This is a genomic window from Streptomyces daghestanicus, from assembly GCF_020521275.1.
In the GTDB taxonomy this organism is placed as follows: Bacteria; Actinomycetota; Actinomycetes; order Streptomycetales; family Streptomycetaceae; genus Streptomyces; species Streptomyces griseoviridis.
Genome location: NZ_BNDX01000011.1, coordinates 287534 through 307476, shown reverse-complemented (window position 1 = coordinate 307476; position 19943 = coordinate 287534). Strand labels below are relative to the sequence as shown.

20 protein-coding genes are annotated in these 19943 nt (G+C 73.2%); 6 read left to right on the top strand and 14 right to left on the bottom strand.

The window, feature by feature from the left end; genetic code table 11:
• Positions 1-26: 26 nt before the first annotated feature.
• The 11 genes from hpnE to Sdagh_RS23645 form a co-directional block, all read right to left on the bottom strand.
• Positions 27-1433, bottom strand: coding sequence for a hydroxysqualene dehydroxylase HpnE (gene hpnE, locus Sdagh_RS23690; protein ID WP_189415727.1), 1407 nt, complete (start codon positions 1431-1433; stop codon positions 27-29).
• The gene (locus Sdagh_RS37020) at positions 1430-1570 is read right to left on the bottom strand and encodes a DUF6380 family protein (protein ID WP_360018903.1); all 141 of its coding nucleotides are present in this window, start codon (positions 1568-1570) and stop codon (positions 1430-1432) included. Before Sdagh_RS37020 ends, hpnE begins: the two co-directional genes overlap by 4 nt.
• On the bottom strand, positions 1570-2517 hold the full coding sequence (gene hpnD, locus Sdagh_RS23685) for a presqualene diphosphate synthase HpnD (RefSeq protein WP_189415725.1): 948 nt from the start codon (positions 2515-2517) through the stop codon (positions 1570-1572). Before hpnD ends, Sdagh_RS37020 begins: the two co-directional genes overlap by 1 nt.
• Complete coding sequence (gene hpnC / locus Sdagh_RS23680; protein ID WP_189415723.1) at positions 2514-3416, bottom strand: squalene synthase HpnC; 903 nt, start codon at positions 3414-3416, stop codon at positions 2514-2516. Before hpnC ends, hpnD begins: the two co-directional genes overlap by 4 nt.
• Positions 3417-3778: 362 nt before the next feature.
• Entirely contained in the window at positions 3779-4558 is a 780-nt protein-coding gene (locus tag Sdagh_RS23675; protein ID WP_189415721.1) for an ABC transporter ATP-binding protein, read from the bottom strand.
• The gene (locus tag Sdagh_RS23670; protein ID WP_189415718.1) at positions 4551-5486 is read right to left on the bottom strand and encodes an ABC transporter permease; all 936 of its coding nucleotides are present in this window, start codon (positions 5484-5486) and stop codon (positions 4551-4553) included. The genes Sdagh_RS23675 and Sdagh_RS23670 overlap by 8 nt, the downstream gene beginning before the upstream one ends.
• 101 nt (positions 5487-5587) lie before the next feature.
• Positions 5588-6460: a glycosyltransferase family 2 protein gene (locus Sdagh_RS23665; protein WP_189416237.1), complete on the bottom strand. Its 873-nt coding sequence runs from the start codon at positions 6458-6460 to the stop codon at positions 5588-5590.
• An 8-nt stretch (positions 6461-6468) separates the two neighbouring features.
• Positions 6469-7248, bottom strand: coding sequence for a CDP-alcohol phosphatidyltransferase family protein (locus Sdagh_RS23660; protein WP_189415716.1), 780 nt, complete (start codon positions 7246-7248; stop codon positions 6469-6471).
• Positions 7226-8287, bottom strand: coding sequence for an iron-containing alcohol dehydrogenase family protein (locus Sdagh_RS23655; RefSeq protein ID WP_189415714.1), 1062 nt, complete (start codon positions 8285-8287; stop codon positions 7226-7228). Before Sdagh_RS23655 ends, Sdagh_RS23660 begins: the two co-directional genes overlap by 23 nt.
• Positions 8275-9030, bottom strand: a complete 756-nt coding sequence (locus Sdagh_RS23650) for a phosphocholine cytidylyltransferase family protein (protein WP_190077078.1) — start codon at positions 9028-9030, stop codon at positions 8275-8277. Before Sdagh_RS23650 ends, Sdagh_RS23655 begins: the two co-directional genes overlap by 13 nt.
• Positions 9027-10841: a DUF5941 domain-containing protein gene (locus Sdagh_RS23645; protein ID WP_190077079.1), complete on the bottom strand. Its 1815-nt coding sequence runs from the start codon at positions 10839-10841 to the stop codon at positions 9027-9029. The genes Sdagh_RS23650 and Sdagh_RS23645 overlap by 4 nt, the downstream gene beginning before the upstream one ends.
• A gap of 403 nt (positions 10842-11244) precedes the next feature.
• Between Sdagh_RS23645 and Sdagh_RS23640 the strand changes: the two genes are divergently transcribed.
• Positions 11245-12183: a cation diffusion facilitator family transporter gene (locus tag Sdagh_RS23640; RefSeq protein ID WP_189415708.1), complete on the top strand. Its 939-nt coding sequence runs from the start codon at positions 11245-11247 to the stop codon at positions 12181-12183.
• Positions 12184-12451: 268 nt separating this feature from the next.
• Positions 12452-13045, top strand: coding sequence for an isopentenyl-diphosphate Delta-isomerase (idi, locus tag Sdagh_RS23635; protein WP_189415706.1), 594 nt, complete (start codon positions 12452-12454; stop codon positions 13043-13045).
• A gap of 14 nt (positions 13046-13059) precedes the next feature.
• Here the strand turns inward: idi and Sdagh_RS23630 are convergent, their stop codons facing one another.
• Positions 13060-13608 carry an ATP-binding protein gene (locus Sdagh_RS23630; protein ID WP_189416234.1) on the bottom strand — a complete coding sequence of 183 codons (549 nt, stop codon included), beginning with the start codon at positions 13606-13608 and terminating at the stop codon, positions 13060-13062.
• Between the two features lie 287 nt (positions 13609-13895).
• Here Sdagh_RS23630 and Sdagh_RS23625 point away from each other — a divergent pair, with 287 nt between their 5' ends.
• Complete coding sequence (locus Sdagh_RS23625; protein ID WP_190077080.1) at positions 13896-14651, top strand: enoyl-CoA hydratase/isomerase family protein; 756 nt, start codon at positions 13896-13898, stop codon at positions 14649-14651.
• Here Sdagh_RS23625 and Sdagh_RS23620 read toward each other — a convergent pair.
• Both Sdagh_RS23620 and Sdagh_RS23615 read right to left on the bottom strand, forming a co-directional pair.
• The gene (locus Sdagh_RS23620; protein ID WP_189415702.1) at positions 14623-15273 is read right to left on the bottom strand and encodes a DJ-1/PfpI family protein; all 651 of its coding nucleotides are present in this window, start codon (positions 15271-15273) and stop codon (positions 14623-14625) included. The genes Sdagh_RS23625 and Sdagh_RS23620 overlap by 29 nt on opposite strands.
• Positions 15274-15293: 20 nt before the next feature.
• Positions 15294-16253, bottom strand: coding sequence for a GlxA family transcriptional regulator (locus Sdagh_RS23615; RefSeq protein ID WP_189415700.1), 960 nt, complete (start codon positions 16251-16253; stop codon positions 15294-15296).
• Between the two features lie 114 nt (positions 16254-16367).
• Here Sdagh_RS23615 and Sdagh_RS23610 point away from each other — a divergent pair, with 114 nt between their 5' ends.
• The 3 genes from Sdagh_RS23610 (at position 16368) to Sdagh_RS23605 (ending at position 19916) form a co-directional block, all read left to right on the top strand.
• Entirely contained in the window at positions 16368-17237 is an 870-nt protein-coding gene (locus tag Sdagh_RS23610; RefSeq protein ID WP_190077081.1) for an SCO6745 family protein, read from the top strand.
• A gap of 85 nt (positions 17238-17322) precedes the next feature.
• Positions 17323-17454 carry an LPFR motif small protein gene (locus Sdagh_RS36525; protein ID WP_264201199.1) on the top strand — a complete coding sequence of 44 codons (132 nt, stop codon included), beginning with the start codon at positions 17323-17325 and terminating at the stop codon, positions 17452-17454.
• 101 nt (positions 17455-17555) lie between these two features.
• Positions 17556-19916: a Tex family protein gene (locus tag Sdagh_RS23605; RefSeq protein ID WP_189415696.1), complete on the top strand. Its 2361-nt coding sequence runs from the start codon at positions 17556-17558 to the stop codon at positions 19914-19916.
• Positions 19917-19943 lie beyond the last annotated feature (27 nt).

Here is a 19943-nt window from a genome sequence, read left to right as displayed (position 1 = left end):
GCGGTCGGTGCCACGCGACTCGGTCCTCACGCCGCCTCCTCGAAGAAGTCGGGGAGGACCGCGCGGGACCGGCCCAGGGCGCCGAGCACGGCGCCCGCCGCGCCGACACCGCTGCGGACCGCACTCTCCATGGTCGCGGGCCACCCGGTGGCGGTCCACGCTCCGGCCAGGTACAGGCCGGGTGCCTTGGTGCGGGCGCCGGGCCTGAGCCGTCCGACGCCGGGGGCCGGGGCGAACGTCGCGGTGCGCTCCCGGGTCACGAAGAAGTCCCTCACCCCGGCGCCCCGGGCGCGGGGCAGCAGCCGCTCCAGTTCGGGCAGATAGCGTTCCCGCAGCGCGGCCACGGGCTCCTCGATGTCGTCGTGCGCGGCCGACTGCGACACCGCCAGGTACTGGCCTTCCGTCAGGCCGGAGGCGTCGGTGCGGTCGAAGACCCATTGCAGCGGGGTGCCGAGGGCCGTGAGGAACGGTGCGTTCAGCACCTTGCGGTCGTAGACGACGTGGATGTTCAGGATCGGCGCGGTGCCGATCTCCAGGAGCCGGCCGGGATCGTCGAGCGCCCCGGCGGGCAGCAGTCCGTGCGCCTCGCGCTGCGGTACGGCGAGGACGACCGCGTCGGCGTCGACGGTCGCGCCGGGAACCCGCACGCTCCACCGCCCGTTCTCGTCCGGGGAGACGGAGGTGACGCGTGTACGGACCTCGGTACGGACGCCCGCGGAGTCGAGCGCCTTGCGGGCGAGCCGGTCGTGCAGTTCTCCCAGCGGGACGCGGGCCCACCCGATGTCGGCCGCGCCCGGGTCGGACAGCAGACCGGTCTTGAACACCATCGCGGCGAGCGCCAGGGAGCAGTCGCCCGCGACCGCGTTGAGGGTGGCCACCCCGACCAGGTCCCACAGGGCCTCGACGGCCCGCGGGGACTGGCCGTGCGCGGCCAGCCAGCCGCCGAAGTCCCGGGCGTCCAGAGCCGGATCGGCCAGGTCGAGCCGGCCCAGCGCGAGCGCGGCGCGGACCGCCCCGGCCCGGTCGGCCGGCGAGAGGTGCGGATACGTGGCGAGGCTGCGCGCCAGGTGCAGCGGCACCGGCAGCGGGTCGCGCCGGATCCGGCCGAGCCGCCGTCCCTCGGGTCTGGCGACGTCGACGACGGGCACGTCGAGACGTTCCTGCAGCGGTGCCAGCGCCGCTCCCTCCACGCGGTCGAGGAACCAGCGGTAGGCGGTGCAGCAGCGCAGGTAGACGTGCTGGCCGTTGTCGACGGTGAGTCCGCCGCGCCGGAAGGAGAAGGCGAGCCCGCCCAGGCGGGGTCTGCCCTCCAGGAGGGTGACGCGCACGCCGGCGTCGGCGAGCGAGAGCGCGGCGGTCACGCCGGCGAGCCCGCCCCCGATCACGACGGTGTGGCGCGTGCCGCCGTGCGGTACGTCGTTGCCCTGGGTCATCGTGCACCCTTCCGTGCGCGGCGGCCGTGACGGGCGGGCGGCACCGGGCCCGCCGTCGGAGTCAGGGACGCGGCCGGACGACGGAGGGTTGCCCGCCGTTCCCCTCCGGACCCGTCGCCCCGGGACGTGGCGTCCATCAAGCGCGCCTCCTGACGGTCCGGCGCGTGACGTGCCGGGCGTCCAGGCCGGACAGGCCGCGCACGGCGACGTAGGCCTTCTCGCGTCCGGGCAGCGAGACCCGGCCGCGGAGCACGGCCTCGGGATCGCGCTCGATGCGGTCGAGGAGGCGGCGGTAGATGCCGGCCATGGCGGCGACGCAGGCGCCGCTGCGCCGGTCGAGCATGGGCAGCAGCCGGTAACCCTCGGCGAACAGGGCGCGGGCCCGGCGGACCTCGAAGTGCACGAGGCCGGTGAAGTCGGAGCCCTCCGGCGGGGTCGGCCCGTGGAAACCGGCCGAGCAGCCGAACTTGGCGAGGTCGTCGGCGGGCAGATAGGTCCGCCCGTCCTCGGCGTCCTCGCGGACGTCCCGCAGGATGTTGGTGAGCTGGAGGGCGAGTCCGAGGGTGTCGGCGTACTCGGCGGCGCGTTCGGCGCCGCGGGCGCCCGGTTCGGTGCCGAAGACGCCGAGCGAGAGACGGCCGATGGCGCCGGCCACGCACCGGCAGTAGACCTTCAGGTCGTCCCAGGTCTCGTAGGTCGCGCCGCGCAGGTCCATCTGGACGCCGTCGATGAGTTCGTCCAGTCCGCCGAGCGGGATCGGGAACCGGCGCGCGGCGTGCGCGAGGGCGACGGCGACCGGGTCGGTGTCGTCCTCGTCGATCTCGCCGGCGCGGATCCGGGCGAGCAGCGCCCGGGTGTCGTCGAGCCGGGCCACCTTGACGTCGGCCGGGAGCACGCCGTCGCCGATGTCGTCGACGCGCCGGGAGAACGCGTAGAGCGCCGACATCGCCCGGCGCTTGGGCGTGGGCAGCAGCCTGATGCCGTACGCGAAGTTGCGCGCCTGCTGTCCGGTGACGGCCTCGCAGTAGCTGTAGGCGGCGAGTACCGGTGCGGACGCGGATGCTGACTCCACCGTCCGGATCACCCCTCTCCTCGCAGAGTCGCGCCCGCCTCGCGCAACAACTGGATCGTGCCGGGCTTGGGCGGGCCGGGAAGTACGTCGAATTCGGCGGCGGCGATCGCCCGGAGGGCCGCCCTTCCTCCCGCCACGAACCCCGCGAGCAGCAGTCTGAGCCTGCCGTGGACGCTACCCACCAGGGGGGCGCCCTCATCCAGGAGGTCGCGGGCGCGTTGTGCTTCGTAGGCAATCAGCGCGCGCACCGATGCGCCAGCGGATTTCGCGGCGAGGTCCGCTTCGCGCACGCGGAAGCGTTTCATGTCCTCGGCGGGCAGGTAGACGCGGTCCCGGCCCAGGTCCTCGGCGACGTCCTGGAGGTGCTCGACGATCTGCAGGGCCGTGCAGATCGCGTCCGAGCGGCGGATCCGTTCGGGCGTCGAGGTGCCGGTGACGGCGAGGACCAGCCGGCCGACCGGGTTGGCCGACAGCTCGCAGTAGGCGAGGAGGTCGTCGTAGGTCTCGTAGCGGGAGACCAGTTGGTCCTGGCGGTTGGCGGCGATCAGTCCCAGGAAGGGGCCGGGCGTCAGCGCGCGGCGGCGCACGGTCGGCTGGAGGCGGCGCAGGATCGGGTGGCGCGGGGTGCCGTCGAAGACGCGGCGCAGGTCGGTCTCGTAGGCGTCGAGCAGTGCCAGGCGGTCGTCGGCGCGCTCCGGGGGGACGCCGAGGAGGCGGGCGTCGGCGCCGCCGGGGGCCAGGTCGCCGTCGCCGATGTCGTCGACCAGACGGGCGAAGCCGTAGACGGCCATGAGGTCGGCGCGCCAGTCGCGGGGCAGGAAGAAGGGGGCCACGGGGAAGTTCTCCGCGGCGGCCTTGTCGAGCGTGCCGCGCTCCGGGTCGACGGCCGGTGCCGTGCCGGTGCCCGTCATCGCCGGCCGCCCGGGGCGCGGACGGCGCACGCCTCGCGGCGGTGGGGAGTCTCCATAGCCATTGCCGTCACATCTCCCGTTCTACACTGCCGACCCAATACGCACTATTTCGGACACGCCGCCCGGCCGCCCGCCGGACAGCCCCGACCGAGGGTGCCGGGCATTATCGCCCCATGTGCCGCGATTCGGGACCGGTACAGCTTACGTTGTACAACTCATCGAACTACGCGGGGGGCGTATGTACATCACAACAACACACCAATTGATTCCAAGATTCCTCCACGCGCCCGGAGTTGACGGTTCCTTTGCAGACGCGAGACCCCGCCGGAGGGATGCCGACGGGGTCTGACGGGTCCGTACGGTTACTTGCCGACGAACTTCTCGTACTCCTTGAGCACCTCGTCCGTCGGGCCGTCCATGCGCAGCTCGCCGCGTTCCAGCCACAGGACGCGGTCGCAGGTGTCACGGATGGACTTGTTGTTGTGGCTGACCAGGAACACCGTGCCGGCCTCCTTGCGCAGCTCGCGGATGCGGGCCTCGGAGCGCTTCTGGAACTTGCGGTCGCCGGTGGCCAGGGCCTCGTCGATCATCAGGACGTCGTGGTCCTTGGCGGCGGCGATGGAGAACCGCAGCCGGGCCGCCATGCCGGAGGAGTAGGTGCGCATGGGCAGGGTGATGAAGTCGCCCTTCTCGTTGATGCCCGAGAAGTCGACGATCTCCTGGTAGCGCTCCTTGATCTGCTCGCGGGACATGCCCATGGCGAGACCGCCGAGGATCACGTTGCGCTCGCCGGTCAGGTCGTTCATCAGCGCCGCGTTCACGCCGAGCAGGGAGGGCTGGCCGTCGGTGTAGACCCGGCCGCTCTCGGCGGGGAGCAGACCGGCGATGGCGCGCAGCAGGGTGGACTTCCCGGAGCCGTTGGAGCCGATCAGGCCGATGGCCTCGCCCCGGTAGGCGACGAAGGAGACACCCCGTACGGCGTGCACCTTGCGCACCCCCCGGTCCTCGCCGCGCTTGAGTATGCGGCTCAGGGCGGCGGTGGCACTGCCCTTCCCGCTGCGGGCGCCGTTGACGCGGTAGACGATGTGCAGGTCGTCGGCGATGACGGTGGGGACCCGCTCGCCCCGGGTCGCCTCAGCCACGGCCGTACCTCTCCTCGGCCTTCCAGAAGTAGACGAAGCCGACCACCCCGGCCAGGACCGCCCAGCCCAGGGCGAAGGCCCAGACGTGCGGGGGCAGGTAGGAGGAGCCGTAGCCGTCGATCAGCGCGAAGCGGATCAGGTCCATGTAGATCGCGGCCGGGTTCCACTGGAGGATGTCGGTGAGCCAGCCGGGGACGTCCTTGTCGGCGAGCATCGCCGGGATGGAGAACATCACGCCGGACGCGTACATCCAGGTACGCATGACGAACGGCATCAGCTGGGCCAGGTCGGGGGTCTTGCTGCCCATCCTCGCGAAGATCAGCGCGAGGCCGGTGTTGAAGACGAACTGGAGCAGCAGCGCCGGCACCACGAGCAGCCAGGCGAGCCGGGGGTAGCTGCCGAAACCGATCATGATGACGACCAGCACGATCATCGAGAACAGCAGCTGCTGGAGCTGCTGGAGCGCGAAGGAGACGGGCAGTGAGGCCCGGGGGAAGTGCAGCGCGCGGACCAGGCCCAGGTTGCCGGAGATGGCGCGGACGCCCGCGAGCACCGAGGACTGGGTGAAGGTGAAGACGAAGACGCCGGTCACCAGGAACGGGACGTAGATGTCGTGCGGGATGCCCCGGCGGGCGCCGAGCAGCAGGCCGAAGATGAAGAAGTAGACCGCCGCGTTCAGCAGCGGGGTGGCCACCTGCCAGAGCTGGCCCAGTTTGGCCTGGCTGTACTGCGCGGTCAGCTTGGCTCGTGAGAAGGCGAGGATGAAGTGCCGCCGGTCCCAGAGCTGGCGGACGTACTCGACGAGTGAGGGCCGGGCGCCGCTCACGGACAGGCCGTACTTGTCGGCGAGCTGGGCCGCCGTGAGGCCGTCGTCGGGTGACACGGGCCTGGTCGTGGCGACCGTGCCGTCGTGCGTTGTCTCACTCACTAGTGGAAACTTTCGTCTTCGAAGATGCGCGGCCGGTACCGGCCTCGCGCGACCGGGCGGCCCGGGTGCCGGACCGCCCGGTGTGCCGGGGTTCGAGCTTCTCAGATGACGGGAGGCCGGCCCAGCCGGGTCAGCCGCCACACCGTACGCCACTTCATGGGCCGGCGGGGACCGCAGGGGGTGGCCCAGCCCTCCCGGAACCCGCCGAACCACGCCTTCAGCGCGGGGCGCGAGGGGCGCCGGGCGAGCGTGAGCAGCAGCCAGACGCCGAGGTAGACCGGGACCAGGGGGGCGGGCAGGTTGCGGCGGGCCAGCCAGACCCGGTTCCGGGCGACCATGCGGTGGTAGACCGCGTGCCGGGAGGGGGCGGTCGTGGGGTGGTACAGCACCATGTCGGACCGGTAGTCGATCATCCAGCCCGCGTCGAGGGCCCGCCACGCCAGGTCGGTCTCCTCGTGCGCGTAGAAGAACTCGTCCGGCAGGCCGCCGACCTCCTGGAGAACCGCTGTGCGTACGGCGTTGGCGCCGCCGAGGAAGGTGGTGACCCGGGAGGAGCGCATCGGGTCGGCGGCGCGCAGCCGGGGCACGTGCCGGCGCTGGGTCTCGCCGGTGTCCGGGTCGGCGATGCGGAAGCTGACGATGCCGAGCCGGGGGTCCTCGGTGAACGCCTTCCGGCACAGCTCGGCGGTGTCGGTGCGGGCGAGGAGGCCGTCGTCGTCGAGGAACAGCAGGACGTCGACGTCCCGGCCGCCGGGGCCGAACGCCTCGATGCCGACGTTGCGGCCGCCGGGGATGCCGAGGTTCTCCGGCAGTTCGACGGTGCGCACGCCGTCGGGGACGTCCGGGACGGGCGAGCCGTTGCCGACGACCACGACCTGGACCGGGTCGCCGTCCTGCTTGGCGACGGAGTCGATCAGGGCGCGCAGCTCCTCGGGCCGGTTGCCCATGGTGATGATGACGGCGCCGACCTTCACGGGGCGGCTCACTTCAGCCTGCTGGAGGCCAGGACGGACACCAGGTGCAGCAGGGTCTGGAGCAGGGCGATGCCGGCCAGCACCGCGGTGCCGAGGCGGGTGAAGAACAGGTCGCCGCGGACGTGGTCGACGAGGGCGAGGACCAGGATCAGCAGGGACGCCTCGATGCCCAGGATGAGGCGGTGGAACTTGAGCATGGCGGCGGCCCGGCGGGCCAGGGCCATGCCGGAGGAGCGCATCTCGGCGGCGGCCTCCTTGACCGGCGGCATGCCGTTCTGGTGACGGGCGACGCCGACCAGGTCGGTCTCGGCCTTGATCAGGATGGCGCCGAGCGCGGCCAGGGTGCCGAGGAAGGCCCACAGCCAGTCGATCCGGCCGGTGCCCCAGAGGTCGGCGGCGCGCAGGCCGAGGCCGACCAGGACGGCGGCGTCGGTGAGGTAGGCGCCGACCCGGTCCAGGTAGACGCCGCCGAGGGAGTACTGCTTCTTCCAGCGTGCGACCTCGCCGTCGACGCAGTCCAGCAGCAGGTAGAGCTGGACCGCGACGACGCCGAGCACGGCGCCCCAGATGCCCGGCACCAGCAGCGCCGGGGCGGCGAGGACGCCGCAGACGGTCATCAGGTACGTGAGCTGGTTGGGTGTGACCCTGGTGTTCACCAGGTAGCGGTCGACCCGCAGGGACACCTCGCGCATGTAGAGGCGTCCCATCCAGTGCTCACCGCTGCGCCGGTCCTTGACCCCCGCGGGGTGGACGACCGGACGTAGTTCAGCTACCGATGGCCTTGACATAGTCGGTGTAGACGTCCTTGATCTGGTCGGTTTTCAGGTCGAGGTGTTCGAGGATGGTGTACCGCCCGGGCCGGGTCTCGGGAGCGAACTCCACGACGCGGACGAACTCCTCGGGGGTGAAGCCGATCTCCTCCGGCAGCACCGGCAGCCCGTGCCGGCGCAGCACCTCGGCCATGTACGCCGACTCCTCGTGGGCCTCGCGCAGCCACATCGCGAAGGCCGCGCCCAGGCCGCACTGCTCGCCGTGGGCGGCGGCGCGCTGGGGGAAGAGCAGGTCGAAGGCGTGGTTGATCTCGTGGCACGCCCCGGAGGACGGCCGTGAGTCGCCGGAGACGGACATGGCGATGCCGCTGAGCACCAGCGCCTCGGCGAGCACCTGGAGGAAGTCGTTGTCGCCGATGCCGCCGGGGTGGCGCAGCACGGCCTCGCCGGCCTGGCGGGCCATCGCGGCGGCCAGGCCGTCGATCCGCTCGCCCTTGACCCGGTTCGCCAGCTCCCAGTCGGCGATGGCCGAGATGTTGGAGACGGCGTCACCGATGCCGGCCCGTACGTAGCGGACGGGGGCCTCGCGGATGACGTCGAGGTCGATGACGACGGCGATCGGGTTGGGTACGCCGTAGGAGCCGCGGCCCGCGTCGTTGTCGAGGGTGGCGACGGGTGAGCACAGGCCGTCGTGCGCGAGGTTGGTGGGGACGGCGACCAGCGGCAGGCCGACCCGCGCCGCGGCGAACTTGGCGCAGTCGATGATCTTGCCGCCGCCGAGTCCGACGACGGCGTCGTAGTGGCCGGCCTTTATGGCGCCGGCCAGCCGGACCGCGTCGTCCAGGGTGCCGCCGCCGACCTCGTACCAGGTGGCGCCGGGCAGCGAGGGCGCGACGCGCTCGCGCAGCCGGGCGCCGGAGCCGCCGCTGACGGCGACGGCGAGGCGGCCGGAGTGCGAGATGCGCTCGTCGGCGAGGACGCAGCCGAGGTCGTCGAGGGCACCCGGGCGGATGTCCACGACCAGCGGCGAGGGGATCAGCCGGGTCAGTACTGGCACGCGATCTCCCGTCCGCGGGCGAGATCGTCGTGGTTGTCGATCTCCACCCACGCGATGTCGCCGATCGGCGCCACGTCGATCCGGAAGCCGCGGTTGACCAGCTCCTGGTAGCCGTGCTCGTAGAACTGCTGGGGGTCGGTCTCCCAGACCGTCTTCAGCGCGTCGGCCAGCTCGGGCGCGGCGTCGCCCTCGATGAGGGTGACGCCGATGTACTCGCCGGTCGCCTCGGCCGGGTCCATCAGCTTGGTGATCTTCGTCATGCTGCCCTTGGCGGGGTCGACGACGACCTTCATCTCCTCGTCGGCCAGCGGCTTCACCGTGTCCAGGGCGAGGATGATCCTCTTGCCCTCGCCGCGGGCGGCGAGCAGCGTCTTCTCGACGGAGACCGGGTGGACGGTGTCGCCGTTGGCGAGGATCACGCCGTCCTTGAGGGCGTCACGGCCGCACCACAGGGAGTAGGCGTTGTTCCACTCCTCGGCCTTGTCGTTGTCGATGAGGGTGAGCTTGAGGCCGTACTTCGCCTCCAGGGCCGCCTTGCGTGCGTAGACGGCCTCCTTGCGGTAGCCGACGATGACCGCGACCTCGGTCAGGCCGATCTCGGCGAAGTTGCCGAGGGTCAGGTCGAGAACCGTGGGTTCGCCCTCTATGCCCGCGGGCCCCACCGGCACCAGCGCCTTGGGCAGGCTGTCGGTGTAGGGGCGCAGACGCCGTCCGGCGCCGGCCGCGAGCACGAGGCCGATCATGCGGTTTCTCCTTCGTCGTGTACGGCGGGTGAGCCGGCCCGGTGGGCGGACACCCAGTAGCGGACGCTCTCGACGAGCACCAGCAGGGCCACGGCCACGGCGAGGACCGTGAGCGCGACGGTGAACTGCGCGGCGGTGAGCAGCGCGGCCAGCAGGGCGACCAGCAGCGTGCGTCCCTCGTGTCCCCCGGCGGCCCGCCGCAGCCAGTTCGGGGGCGCGCCCGCGCCGCCGCGGATGCGGTAGACCGTGTCGTAGTGATGGTAGGCGACCGCCGCCACCAGCCCGAAAGCCGCCGGAAGGGCGCCGTTCACGTCCGCTTCCGCCGCGAGCAGCAGGACGGTGCCGTACTCGGCGGCGCGGAAGAACGGCGGGACCAGCCAGTCGAGGGCGCCCTTGAGGGGGCGGGCGACGGCGGCGGCCGAGGTCAGGGCGTGGACGGCGGCGGCGACGAGGGTCCAGGGGCCGCCGAAGCCGGTCAGCGCGGCCGTGGCGGTGACGGCGGCGCCGCCGATCAGGGCCGCCACCGGGGCGGTGCCGCCGGGCAGGCCGCGGGTCACCCGGGTCAGGGCCTCCGCGACGGGCCCGCTGTCGGCGAGGTCGGCGAGCGCGGTCGCGGCCCGGTCGGTGCGGCGGGCCTTGCGGGTCAGGGAGCGCAGGACGCGGCCGGCCGTGGTGTACGTGGCGGCGAAGGCGCAGCCGATCAGCAGGACGATCAGGGTGACGCGGGGGGTCGTGACGGCGGTGAGGACGGCGATCATCGCCCAGCGCTCGCCGATCGGCAGCACGATCATGCGGCGGACCCAGACCGTCCAGCCGACGCTGTCGAGCTTGCCGGAGAGGGCGGCGGTCGGGCTGGTGTTCGCGGTCGCGTCGTGGTTGGCCTCGTTGAAGGAGAAGTCCACGACGTGCCGGCAGGTCTGGAGGACCATCGCGCCCAGCGCGAGGGCCCAGACGTCGTCGCCGCCGCGGGCCGCGCCGAGGGCGAGGCCGGCGTAGTAGGCGTACTCCTTGGCCCGGTCGAAGGTGGCGTCGAGCCAGGCGCCGAGGGTGGAGTACTGGAGGGAGTAGCGGGCGAGCTGGCCGTCGGTGCAGTCCAGTACGAAGGAGAAGAGCAGCAGCACACCGGCGGCGACGAAGCCGCCGCGGGTGCCGGTGGCCGCGCAGGCCGCCGCTATGAGGGCGGTCAGCAGGGAGGCGGTGGTGACCTGGTTGGGGGTCAGGCCGCGGCGGGCGCACCAGCGGGCGAGGTAGCGGGAGTACGGGCTGATGCAGAAGGTGGTGAAGAAGCCGTCGCGGGCCTTCACCGCCGACTTCAGCCGGATCGCCTCGTCGTCGACGGCGGCGACCGCCTGCCGGGCCTCGTTGCGGGCCTGCGGGTCGGCGGGGACCTCGGCGACCAGGCTGCCCAGCTCGGGCCGGTGCACCTCGGCGCCGGCCTCGTCGAGGGCGGTGACGATGCGGTCGGCGAGGCTGTCGGCCAGGGTGGTCGCGCCGCCCGCGGTGCCGGCGGCGGAGGTCTGGCGGGCCATCGCGCGGGTCAGCGCCTGGCGGCCGGCCGGCTGGGCCGTGACGGCCCCGGGAACCGCGGCGAGGGGGAAGCGGGGGTCGGTGAGGCCGAGGCGCAGGGCGTGCAGGTGGCCGACGAAGCGGGCGTCGATCACGGCGACCCGTTCCCCGCCCGGCACCTGGGCGAGCTGGGTCTCGGCGTCGGCCGCGTCGGCGGCGGGACGTACCCGGAAGCCCAGTTCCCGCAGATCGCCCTCGATCGACGATCCGGGGACCGGCTGGCCGGTGAGGATGGCGGTCGACAACCGAACTCACTCCCTGGGTGCCGACGCCGTGCGCCGGGCCTGTGCTGGTGGAGGCGCCCGTGTCCACAGCCCCCGGGCGGCATGTCGGCAGAGGTTATCCGATGACCAGAACGCCGTGTTCACCGGCCGTTTCACGGACGGTCGACACGGCGTGCCCACGCCTTTGCCGCGATCATCATCAGGGATGCAGGGGCCGGCGAACAAACCGCGCCCCGGACCGCCGGCCCGGGAAGCGGGATGAAGGGGACGGCCCGGGGGTACGCGGGGGCCGGGCCGGCCGGCCTGACCTGCGGGGAGTTTGCGCAGGTCAGGGGCAATGACAACGGTGTTCAGTGCCGCGTTGCCGGATACCCCCGGCCCGTAGTTCACTGTGCTCCCGGCGGACCTGAGGGAGGCGGCTTTCATGGGGGCTGGGCACGATCACGGGCACGCGCACGGCGCTCCGCCGGGCGGTACGGCGACCGCGGCGTACCGGGGCCGGTTGCGGGTGGCGCTGGCGATCACGCTCACCGTGATGGTCGTGGAGGTCGTCGGCGGGGTGCTGGCCGACTCGCTGGCCCTGGTCGCCGACGCGGCGCACATGGCGACGGACGCGGTGGGGCTGGGCATGGCCCTGCTGGCGGTCCACTTCGCCGGCCGGCCGCCCAGTGACCGGCGCACCTTCGGCCTGGCCCGGGCCGAGATCCTGGCCGCGCTGGCCAACTGTCTGCTGCTGCTGGGGGTGGGCGGGTACGTCCTGTACGAGGCGGTCCAGCGGTTCGTCACGCCGGCGGGCACCGAGGGCGGTCTGACCGTCGTCTTCGGCGCGATCGGCCTGGTGGCGAACACGGTCTCGCTGTCGCTGCTGATGCGCGGACAGGCGGAGAGCCTGAACGTGCGGGGCGCGTTCCTTGAGGTGGTGGCGGACGCGCTGGGGTCGGTCGCGGTGATCGTGTCCGCGCTGGTGATCGTCACCACCGGCTGGCAGGCCGCCGACCCGATCGCCTCGCTGGTGATCGGCGTGATGATCGTGCCGCGGACGGTCAAGCTGCTGCGCGAGACGCTGGACGTGCTGCTGGAGGCCGCGCCGAAGGGCGTCGACATCGCCGAGGTGCGGGCGCACATACTGGCGCTGGACGGGGTGGAGGACGTGCACGATCTGCACGCGTGGACGATCACGTCCGGGATGCCGGTGCTCTCCGCGCACGTGGTGGTCAGCTCCGAGGTGCTCAACGCGATCGGCCACGAGAAGATGCTGCACGAACTCCAGGGGTGCCTGGGCGTCCACTTCGACGTGGAGCACTGCACCTTCCAGCTGGAACCGGGGGGTCACGCCGAGCACGAGGCGCGGCTGTGCCACTGAGGGGGCGGGACGGCTGTCCCCCCGGGCGTACGGGACAGCGGGGGGCGCGTCGGGGACAGCGCGCGCCGGGCAACGCGGCGGTCCGCCCCCGGAGGATTTCCCGCCGGGGGCACCGGGCACGATCGTCTGTCGGGCCCCCTTCCGGTGGACGACCGTCCCGGCCGCCGCCCGCGCGCCCGCGCGGGACATGCGGGCGGGCGGGGAAGTGCCGGGAGCGCCGATCGGGTACGGCACACTTGGGGCGCGAGGACCGATGCGAAGGATGGGTATGCCGATCACTCCTGCCACCGCGGCGCACAGCTCGCCGAACGGCACCGCGGACGCGATTCTGCTGGAACTCGTCGACGAGGACGGCGTCACGATCGGCACCGCGGAGAAGCTCTCCGCGCACCAGCCGCCCGGACGGTTGCACCGCGCCTTCTCGGTGTTCCTCTTCGACGAGCGCGGCCGGCTGCTGCTCCAGCAGCGGGCGCTCGGCAAGTACCACTCCCCCGGCGTGTGGTCCAACACCTGCTGCGGCCACCCCTACCCCGGCGAGGCGCCGTTCGCCGCGGCGGCCCGGCGCACCTTCGAGGAGCTGGGGGTCTCCCCGTCGCTGCTCGCCGAGGCGGGGACGGTGCGCTACAACCACCCGGACCCCGCCTCGGGCCTGGTCGAGCAGGAGTACAACCACCTCTTCGTGGGCCTGGTGCAGGCGGCGCCGCGGCCCGACCCGGAGGAGGTCGCCGAGACGGTCTTCGTCACCCCGGCCGAGCTGGCGGAGCGGCACGCGCGGGACACCTTCTCGGCGTGGTTCATGACGGTGCTGGACGCGGCGCGTCCGGCGGTCCGCGAGCTGACGGGTCCGTCCGCCGGCTGGTAGCCAGGCGCCGGCGCTCAGCGGGCGGCGGGGCCGAGCGGCAGGGCCACCCAGACGACCTTGCCGCCGGTCGCCGTGTGGGCGACGTCGCACGCCCCGCCCGCCTCCCGGGTGATCTCGCGCACCAGGAGCAGGCCCCGGCCTCCGGTGCGGGCGTGGTCGGTCTCCAGGGCGGTCGGGCGGTAGGGGTGGTTGTCCTCGACGGACAGCCGCAGCCAGCCCGAGCCGACCGCCACCTCCACGCCGAGCGTCGGGGACAGCACCGCCGCGTGCCGCACCGCGTTGGTGACCAGCTCGGAGACGATCAGCAGCAGGCCCTCGGCGACGTCCGCCGGGACGGGGATGCCCTGCCGTACGAGGAGGTCGCGCACGGCGTGCCGGGCCTGCGGGACGGACGCCTCGACGGACGGGGCGGTGAACCGCCAGACACCTTCGTACGGCAACGGGTCCAGGGGTTTGCCCTCGTCGGTGCCCTCTCCCTTCCCTTCGTCTCTGTCCTCGTCCGGACGGGTCCCGGGTCCCTCGGGGCGGGGGACGGTGCCGTCCTGCCGCCCGTGGTCGTCCATCGTCGGGTCGCCACCCTTGCGCTCGATTGTCACCACACCACCGAGTGTTGGTAACGCGTCGCTCCGCTCTGAGGTTCTGAACGGAAGTCAGCAGCTATCGAACGGTTCTGACCGTTGGCGTATGACACGGTCAGTTGTGGGACTGATCCCGTCCCGGTTGCGCCCGTCTTGGCGAACTATTCCGTTTGTACGGGTTTGGCGTCCCAGAATGCGGACGATTTCGGACGCCTTCCGCCGCCGCGGCACCGGCGGCGGCCGGTCCGGAACCGGCCGGTAACATCCGGCGCATGGAGCCCCAGCTGCTGCATCGCGTCACGGACGCGGTGGCCACCGTCGTCATCCACCGTCCGGACAAGCGCAACGCCATGACGGCGGCGATGTGGCGGGCGCTGCCCCCGCTGCTGGACGCCCTCGCCGCCGATCCGGCGGTCCGGGCGCTGGTCCTCACCGGCGAGGGCGGTACCTTCTGCGCCGGGGCGGACATCGCCACGCTGGCCGGCGGTCCCGGGAAGGCGCAGGGGCTGGCCGTGGCGGCGGAGGAGGCGCTGGCCGCCTTCCCGAAGCCGGCGCTCGCGGCGGTGCGGGGGCACTGCGTGGGCGGCGGGGTGCAGCTGGCCGCCGCCTGTGATCTGCGGTTCGCCGAGGAGGGGGCGCTGTTCGGGGTGACCCCCGCCCGGCTGGGGGTGGTCTACCCGGCCTCCGCCACCCGGCGGCTGACCTCGCTGGTCGGCCCGGCCACCGCGAAGTACCTCCTGTTCTCGGGCGAGTTGATCGACGCCGGGCGAGCGCTGCGCACCGGCCTGGTCGACGAGGTGCTGCCGACGGGGGGCCTGGACGCGCGGGTCGCGGAGTTCACCCGCGTGCTGGTGTCCCGCTCGGGGCTGACGCAGACGGCGGCGAAGGAGTTCGTGGACGGTCGGGAGGGCCGGGAGGCGTACTGGGCCGCGCAGGCGGGCGGCAGCGGTGAGACGGCGGAGGGCGTCGCGGCGTTCCTGGAGCGCCGGCCCCCGCGCTTCACCTGGAGCGCGCCTGCGTCAGGGTGAAGCGGCCCTGCCCCCGGAACTCGGCCACCAGGTGGGCGGGCGCCTTGTCGGGGGAACCGGCGTCGTAGGGCGGTTGCGGGTCGTACTCGGTCAGGAGCTGCACCGCGCGCGCGTGGTCGTCGCCGGCGATCCGGCCGAGCAGGGTCAGGCCCATGTCGATGCCGGCGGAGACGCCGGCGGCGGTGACGTACTTGCCGTCGGTGACGACCCGTTCCCCCGTCGGACGGGCTCCGTAGTGCGCCAGGTGGTCCAGGGCCAGCCAGTGCGAGGTCGCGCGCCGGCCCGTCAGGAGTCCGGCGGCGGCGAGCAGCAGGGAGCCGGTGCACACCGACGTCGTCCACGTGCTGGTGGCGTCGGCGGCGCGCAGCCAGTCGAGGAGCGCGGTGTTCGCCATCTGCGGGGTCTGGCCGGGGCCGCCGGGGACGACGACGATGCCGGGGGCCGGCACCTCGGCCAGGGTCCGGTCGGCGACGAGGGCCAGGTCGCCGGTGTCGGCGCGGACGGGGCCGGTCTCCTCGGCGACGAAGACGGTCTCTGCGTCCGGGAGCCGGCCGAGGGTCTCGTAGGGGCCGACGGCGTCGAGGGCGGTGAAGCGGTCGTAGAGGACGATCGCGATCTGCACGGGGTTCCCTCCGGTGGGGGTCAGCGGGCGGTGGTGGGGCGGAAGCGGCGGCGGTACTCGGCCGGGGAGGTGCCCAGCGCCTTGACGAAGGCGCGGCGCATCGCCTCGGGGGTGCCGTAGCCGCTGGCGCGGGAGACCTGCTCGACGCCGTCGCCGGTGTCCTCCAGCAGGCGGCGGGCGTGTTCGAGGCGGACCCGGTCGACGTAGCGGCCGGGGGTCGTGCCGGTCTCGGCGCGGAAGGCGCGGGCGAAGTGGCGGGGCGAGAGGCTGACGCGGGCGGCGAGGGACTCCACGCCGAGGTCGGCGTCGGGATGCTCGGTGATCCACTGCTGGACGTCCCGCAGGGGTTCGCGGCGCGCGGTCTGGGCGGCGAGCTGGGCGCTGAACTGGGCCTGGTTGCCGGGGCGGCGCAGGAACACCACCAGGTGCCGGGCGACGGTGAGGGCGGTGTCCCGGCCGAGGTCCTCCTCGACCAGGGCGAGGGCCAGGTCGATGCCGGCGGTGACGCCGGCGGAGGTGGCGACGTGGCCGTCGCGGACGTAGATCGGGTCGGGGTCGACCCGGACGGCCGGGTGGTCGCGGGCGAGGCGGTCGCAGAACGCCCAGTGGGTGGTGGCGCGGCGGCCGTCCAGGAGGCCGGCCTCGGCGAGCCGGACGGCCCCGGTGCAGACGGAGACCAGCCGCCCGGCGCGCGGGCCGTGGACCCGCAGCCAGTCGGTCAGCGGGGGGTCGGGGCGGCGGGTGCCGGCTCCGCCGGGCACCAGGAGGACGTCCGGGGCGGGCGCCTCTGCGAGGGGCAGGTCGGGGACGAGGGTCAGGCCGCTGGAGCTGCGCACGGGACCGCCGCCGAGGGCCGCCGTCAGGACGCGGTACGAGCCCGGGACGGTCTTCTCCGCACCGGCGAACACCTCCAGGGGGCCGGTGACGTCGAGACTCTGCACGCCGTCGAAGAGGACGACGAGGACGGTTCGCTGCGTCATGGCGCCGATTCTCCGGGCGCCCGGCGGACGTCCGCAATGACGTGCTTCCCACCTTTCCGGCCATCGGGCGCACAGGCGTTCCGCACATACCTACCGGTTGGTAACGTGCCTCGCATGACGACTCCAGCCATCGACCGCCGTCCGGGCCGCCGCTGTCACAACGTGCTCAACTCCCTGCATTCGACGCACTACTTCTCGCCCGACCTCGGCCGCGAGCTGGGCGCTCTCGGGGTGACCGACCCCCGGGCCGTCAACTTCGCGGTCCGGGCCGCCGCGCTGGGGCCGGTCGGGGCCGGCGCGGTCACCGCCGCGTTCTACAACTACAAGCACGAACTCGTCGCCCGGTACGTCCCCGAGGTCTGGGCGACGGTCACTCCGGAGCAGGCCCTCGCGGCACGCGCGCGTGCCGTGGACGCCACTCTGCGCCGGCTGCTGGGCGAGGCGGCCGTGGCGTCGGCGGAGATGACGGAGGCGGCCGGGCTGGCGCTGCGCGCCGCCGAGGGCTGTACGCGCGGGGCCCGGCCGCTGTACTCCGCCCACGCCGACCTGCCCGTGCCGGAGGAGCCGCACCTGGCGTACTGGCACGCCGCGACGCTGCTGCGCGAGCACCGCGGCGACGGGCATCTGGCGGTGCTCGCGGCGGCCGGTCTCGACGGCCTGGAGGCTCTGGTGACGCACACGGCGACCGGCAAGGGGCTCGCGCCGAAGTGGGTGTTCGGCACGCGCGGCTGGTCGCAGGAGGAGTGGGACGCGGCGGCGGCGCGGCTGCGCGAGCGCGGTCTGCTCGACGGCGCCGGTGAGCTGACCGGGGAGGGCGTGGCGCTGCGCGAGGAGATCGAGCGGGAGACCGACCGGCTGGACGCCGGGCCGTACGAGTACCTCGGCGCGGCGGGCGTCGCGCGCCTCACCGAGCTGGGAACGGCGTTCGCGCGGGCCGCGCTGGGCGCCGGCGCCTTCCCGGCGGACCTCCTCGGCAAGCGCTGAGCGACGCCGCGGGCATACCGGGCCGCCGGCGAGGTACCCGTACATCACCCGGCCGGACCGGCCGGGTGGACAGAGGGAGGCTCTTGTGTTCCGTGCCATCGCAGACGTGCTGCGCCAGATCGGCGGCGCCCTCGCCACCGTCGTGACGCTGCCCTTCCGGGCCGTCGCCCGCCTGTTCGGCGGAGCGTCCGGCTCGGCCCGCGGCCACCGGGCCTGAGGAGCCCCACCCGACCTGCCCGGGTGCCGCCCTGATCCCCGGGTGCCGGTGCGACCTGCCACAATTGCCGCGCAACCTCAGTGAGAAGGCGGTACGGGATCGTGACGACACCCGAGTCGATCGACGTTGGGTCCATCGAAGGCAGGATCGCCGAGGAACTCGGCGTGCGGGAGCGGCAGGTGAAGGCCGCGGTGGAACTGCTCGACGGCGGTTCGACCGTGCCCTTCATCGCCCGCTACCGCAAGGAAGCGACCGAGATGCTCGACGACGCGCAGCTGCGCGCGGTCGAGGAGCGGCTGCGGTACCTGCGCGAGCTGGAGGAGCGGCGGGCGGCGATCCTCGACTCCGTACGGGAGCAGGGCAAGCTCACCGAGGAGCTGGAAGCGCGCATCCGGGGCGCCGAGACCAAGGCGCGCCTGGAGGACATCTACCTGCCGTACAAGCCCAAGCGGCGCACCAAGGCGCAGATCGCCCGTGAGGCAGGCCTGGAGCCGCTGGCCGAGGGGCTGCTCGCCGATCCTTCCGTGGACCCGCTCGCCGCGGCCGCCGCGTTCGTGGACGCCGGGAAGGGGGTGGCCGATCCGCAGGCCGCCCTGGACGGGGCGCGGGCGGTCCTCACCGAGAAGTTCTCCGAGGACGCCGACCTCATCGGCGAGCTGCGCGAGCGGATGTGGACGCGCGGGCGGCTGGTCGCCAAGGTGAAGGAGGGCAAGGAGGAGGCGGGCGCCAAGTTCGCCGACTACTTCGACTTCGCAGAGCCGTTCACCGAACTGCCCTCGCACCGTGTGCTGGCGATGCTGCGCGGCGAGAAGGAGGGCGTCCTCGACCTGGTGCTGGAGCCCGAGGAGCCGACGGACGGGCCGTCGTCGTACGAGGGCGTCGTCGCGTCCCGGTTCGGGATCGCCGACCGGGGCCGGCCGGGTGACAAGTGGCTCAAGGACACGGTCCGCTGGGCCTGGCGCACCCGCATCCTCGTCCACCTCGGCATCGACCTGCGGCTGCGGCTGCGCACGGCCGCCGAGGACGAGGCGGTGAACGTGTTCGCGGCGAACCTGCGCGACCTGCTGCTCGCCGCCCCCGCGGGCACCCGCGCGACGCTCGGCCTCGACCCCGGCTTCCGCACCGGTGTGAAGGTCGCCGTGGTCGACGCGACGGGAAAGGTCGTCGCGACCGACGTCGTCCACCCGCACGTGCCCGCCAACAAGTGGGATGAGGCGATCGCCAGGCTGGCGCGGCTGGCGAAGGAGCACGCGGTCGAGCTGATCGCCATCGGCAACGGCACGGCGTCCCGCGAGACCGACAAGCTCGCCGGGGAGCTGATCGCCAAGCACCCCGAGCTGAAGCTGACGAAGGTGATGGTGTCCGAGGCCGGCGCGTCGGTCTACTCCGCCTCCGCCTTCGCCTCGCAGGAGCTGCCCGACATGGACGTGTCGCTGCGCGGCGCGGTCTCCATCGCCCGCCGGCTCCAGGACCCGCTGGCCGAGCTGGTGAAGATCGACCCGAAGTCGATCGGTGTCGGCCAGTACCAGCACGACCTGTCCGAGGTGAAGCTCTCCCGCTCCCTGGACGCGGTGGTCGAGGACTGTGTGAACGGCGTCGGGGTGGACGTCAACACCGCCTCCGCGCCGCTGCTGGCCCGGGTCTCCGGCATCACCTCGGGCCTCGCGGAGAACATCGTCGCGCACCGCGACGCCAACGGCCCGTTCAAGGCGCGCGGCGAGCTGAAGAAGGTCGCGCGGCTCGGGCCCAAGGCGTACGAGCAGTGCGCGGGCTTCCTGCGCATCCGGGGCGGCACCGACCCGCTGGACGCGTCCAGCGTGCACCCGGAGGCGTACCCGGTGGTGCGCCGGATGGTGAAGACCACCGGGCAGGAGGTGGCGTCGCTGATCGGCAACACCTCGGTGCTGCGGTCGCTGCGGGCGACGGACTTCGTGGACGAGACCTTCGGCCTGCCGACCGTGTCGGACATCCTGAAGGAGCTGGAGAAGCCGGGCCGCGACCCGCGTCCGGCCTTCCGGACGGCCACCTTCAAGGAGGGCGTGGAGAAGATCTCCGACCTGTCCCCCGGGATGGTCCTGGAGGGGGTCGTGACGAACGTGGCGGCCTTCGGGGCGTTCATCGACGTCGGGGTGCACCAGGACGGGCTCGCGCACGTCTCCGCGTTGTCGAGGACGTTCGTCAAGGACCCCCGTGACGTGGTCAAGCCCGGGGACATCGTCAAGGTGAAGGTGCTCGACGTCGACATCCCGCGCAAGCGGATCTCGCTGACGCTGCGGCTGGACGACGAGGCCGCGCCCAAGCCCGCGGGTGAGCAGCAGCCGCGTCAGCAGCGGGGCGGCGGCCGGCCTCCGCAGCAGCGCCGGCAGCAGTCCGGCGGTGGCGGCAAGGGCAAGGGACGGCCGACGCCGCCGCCCGCCAACAGCGCGATGGCCGACGCGCTGAAGCGGGCGGGACTGGCGTAGGCGGACGGACGGCGGCGGTGACGTGAC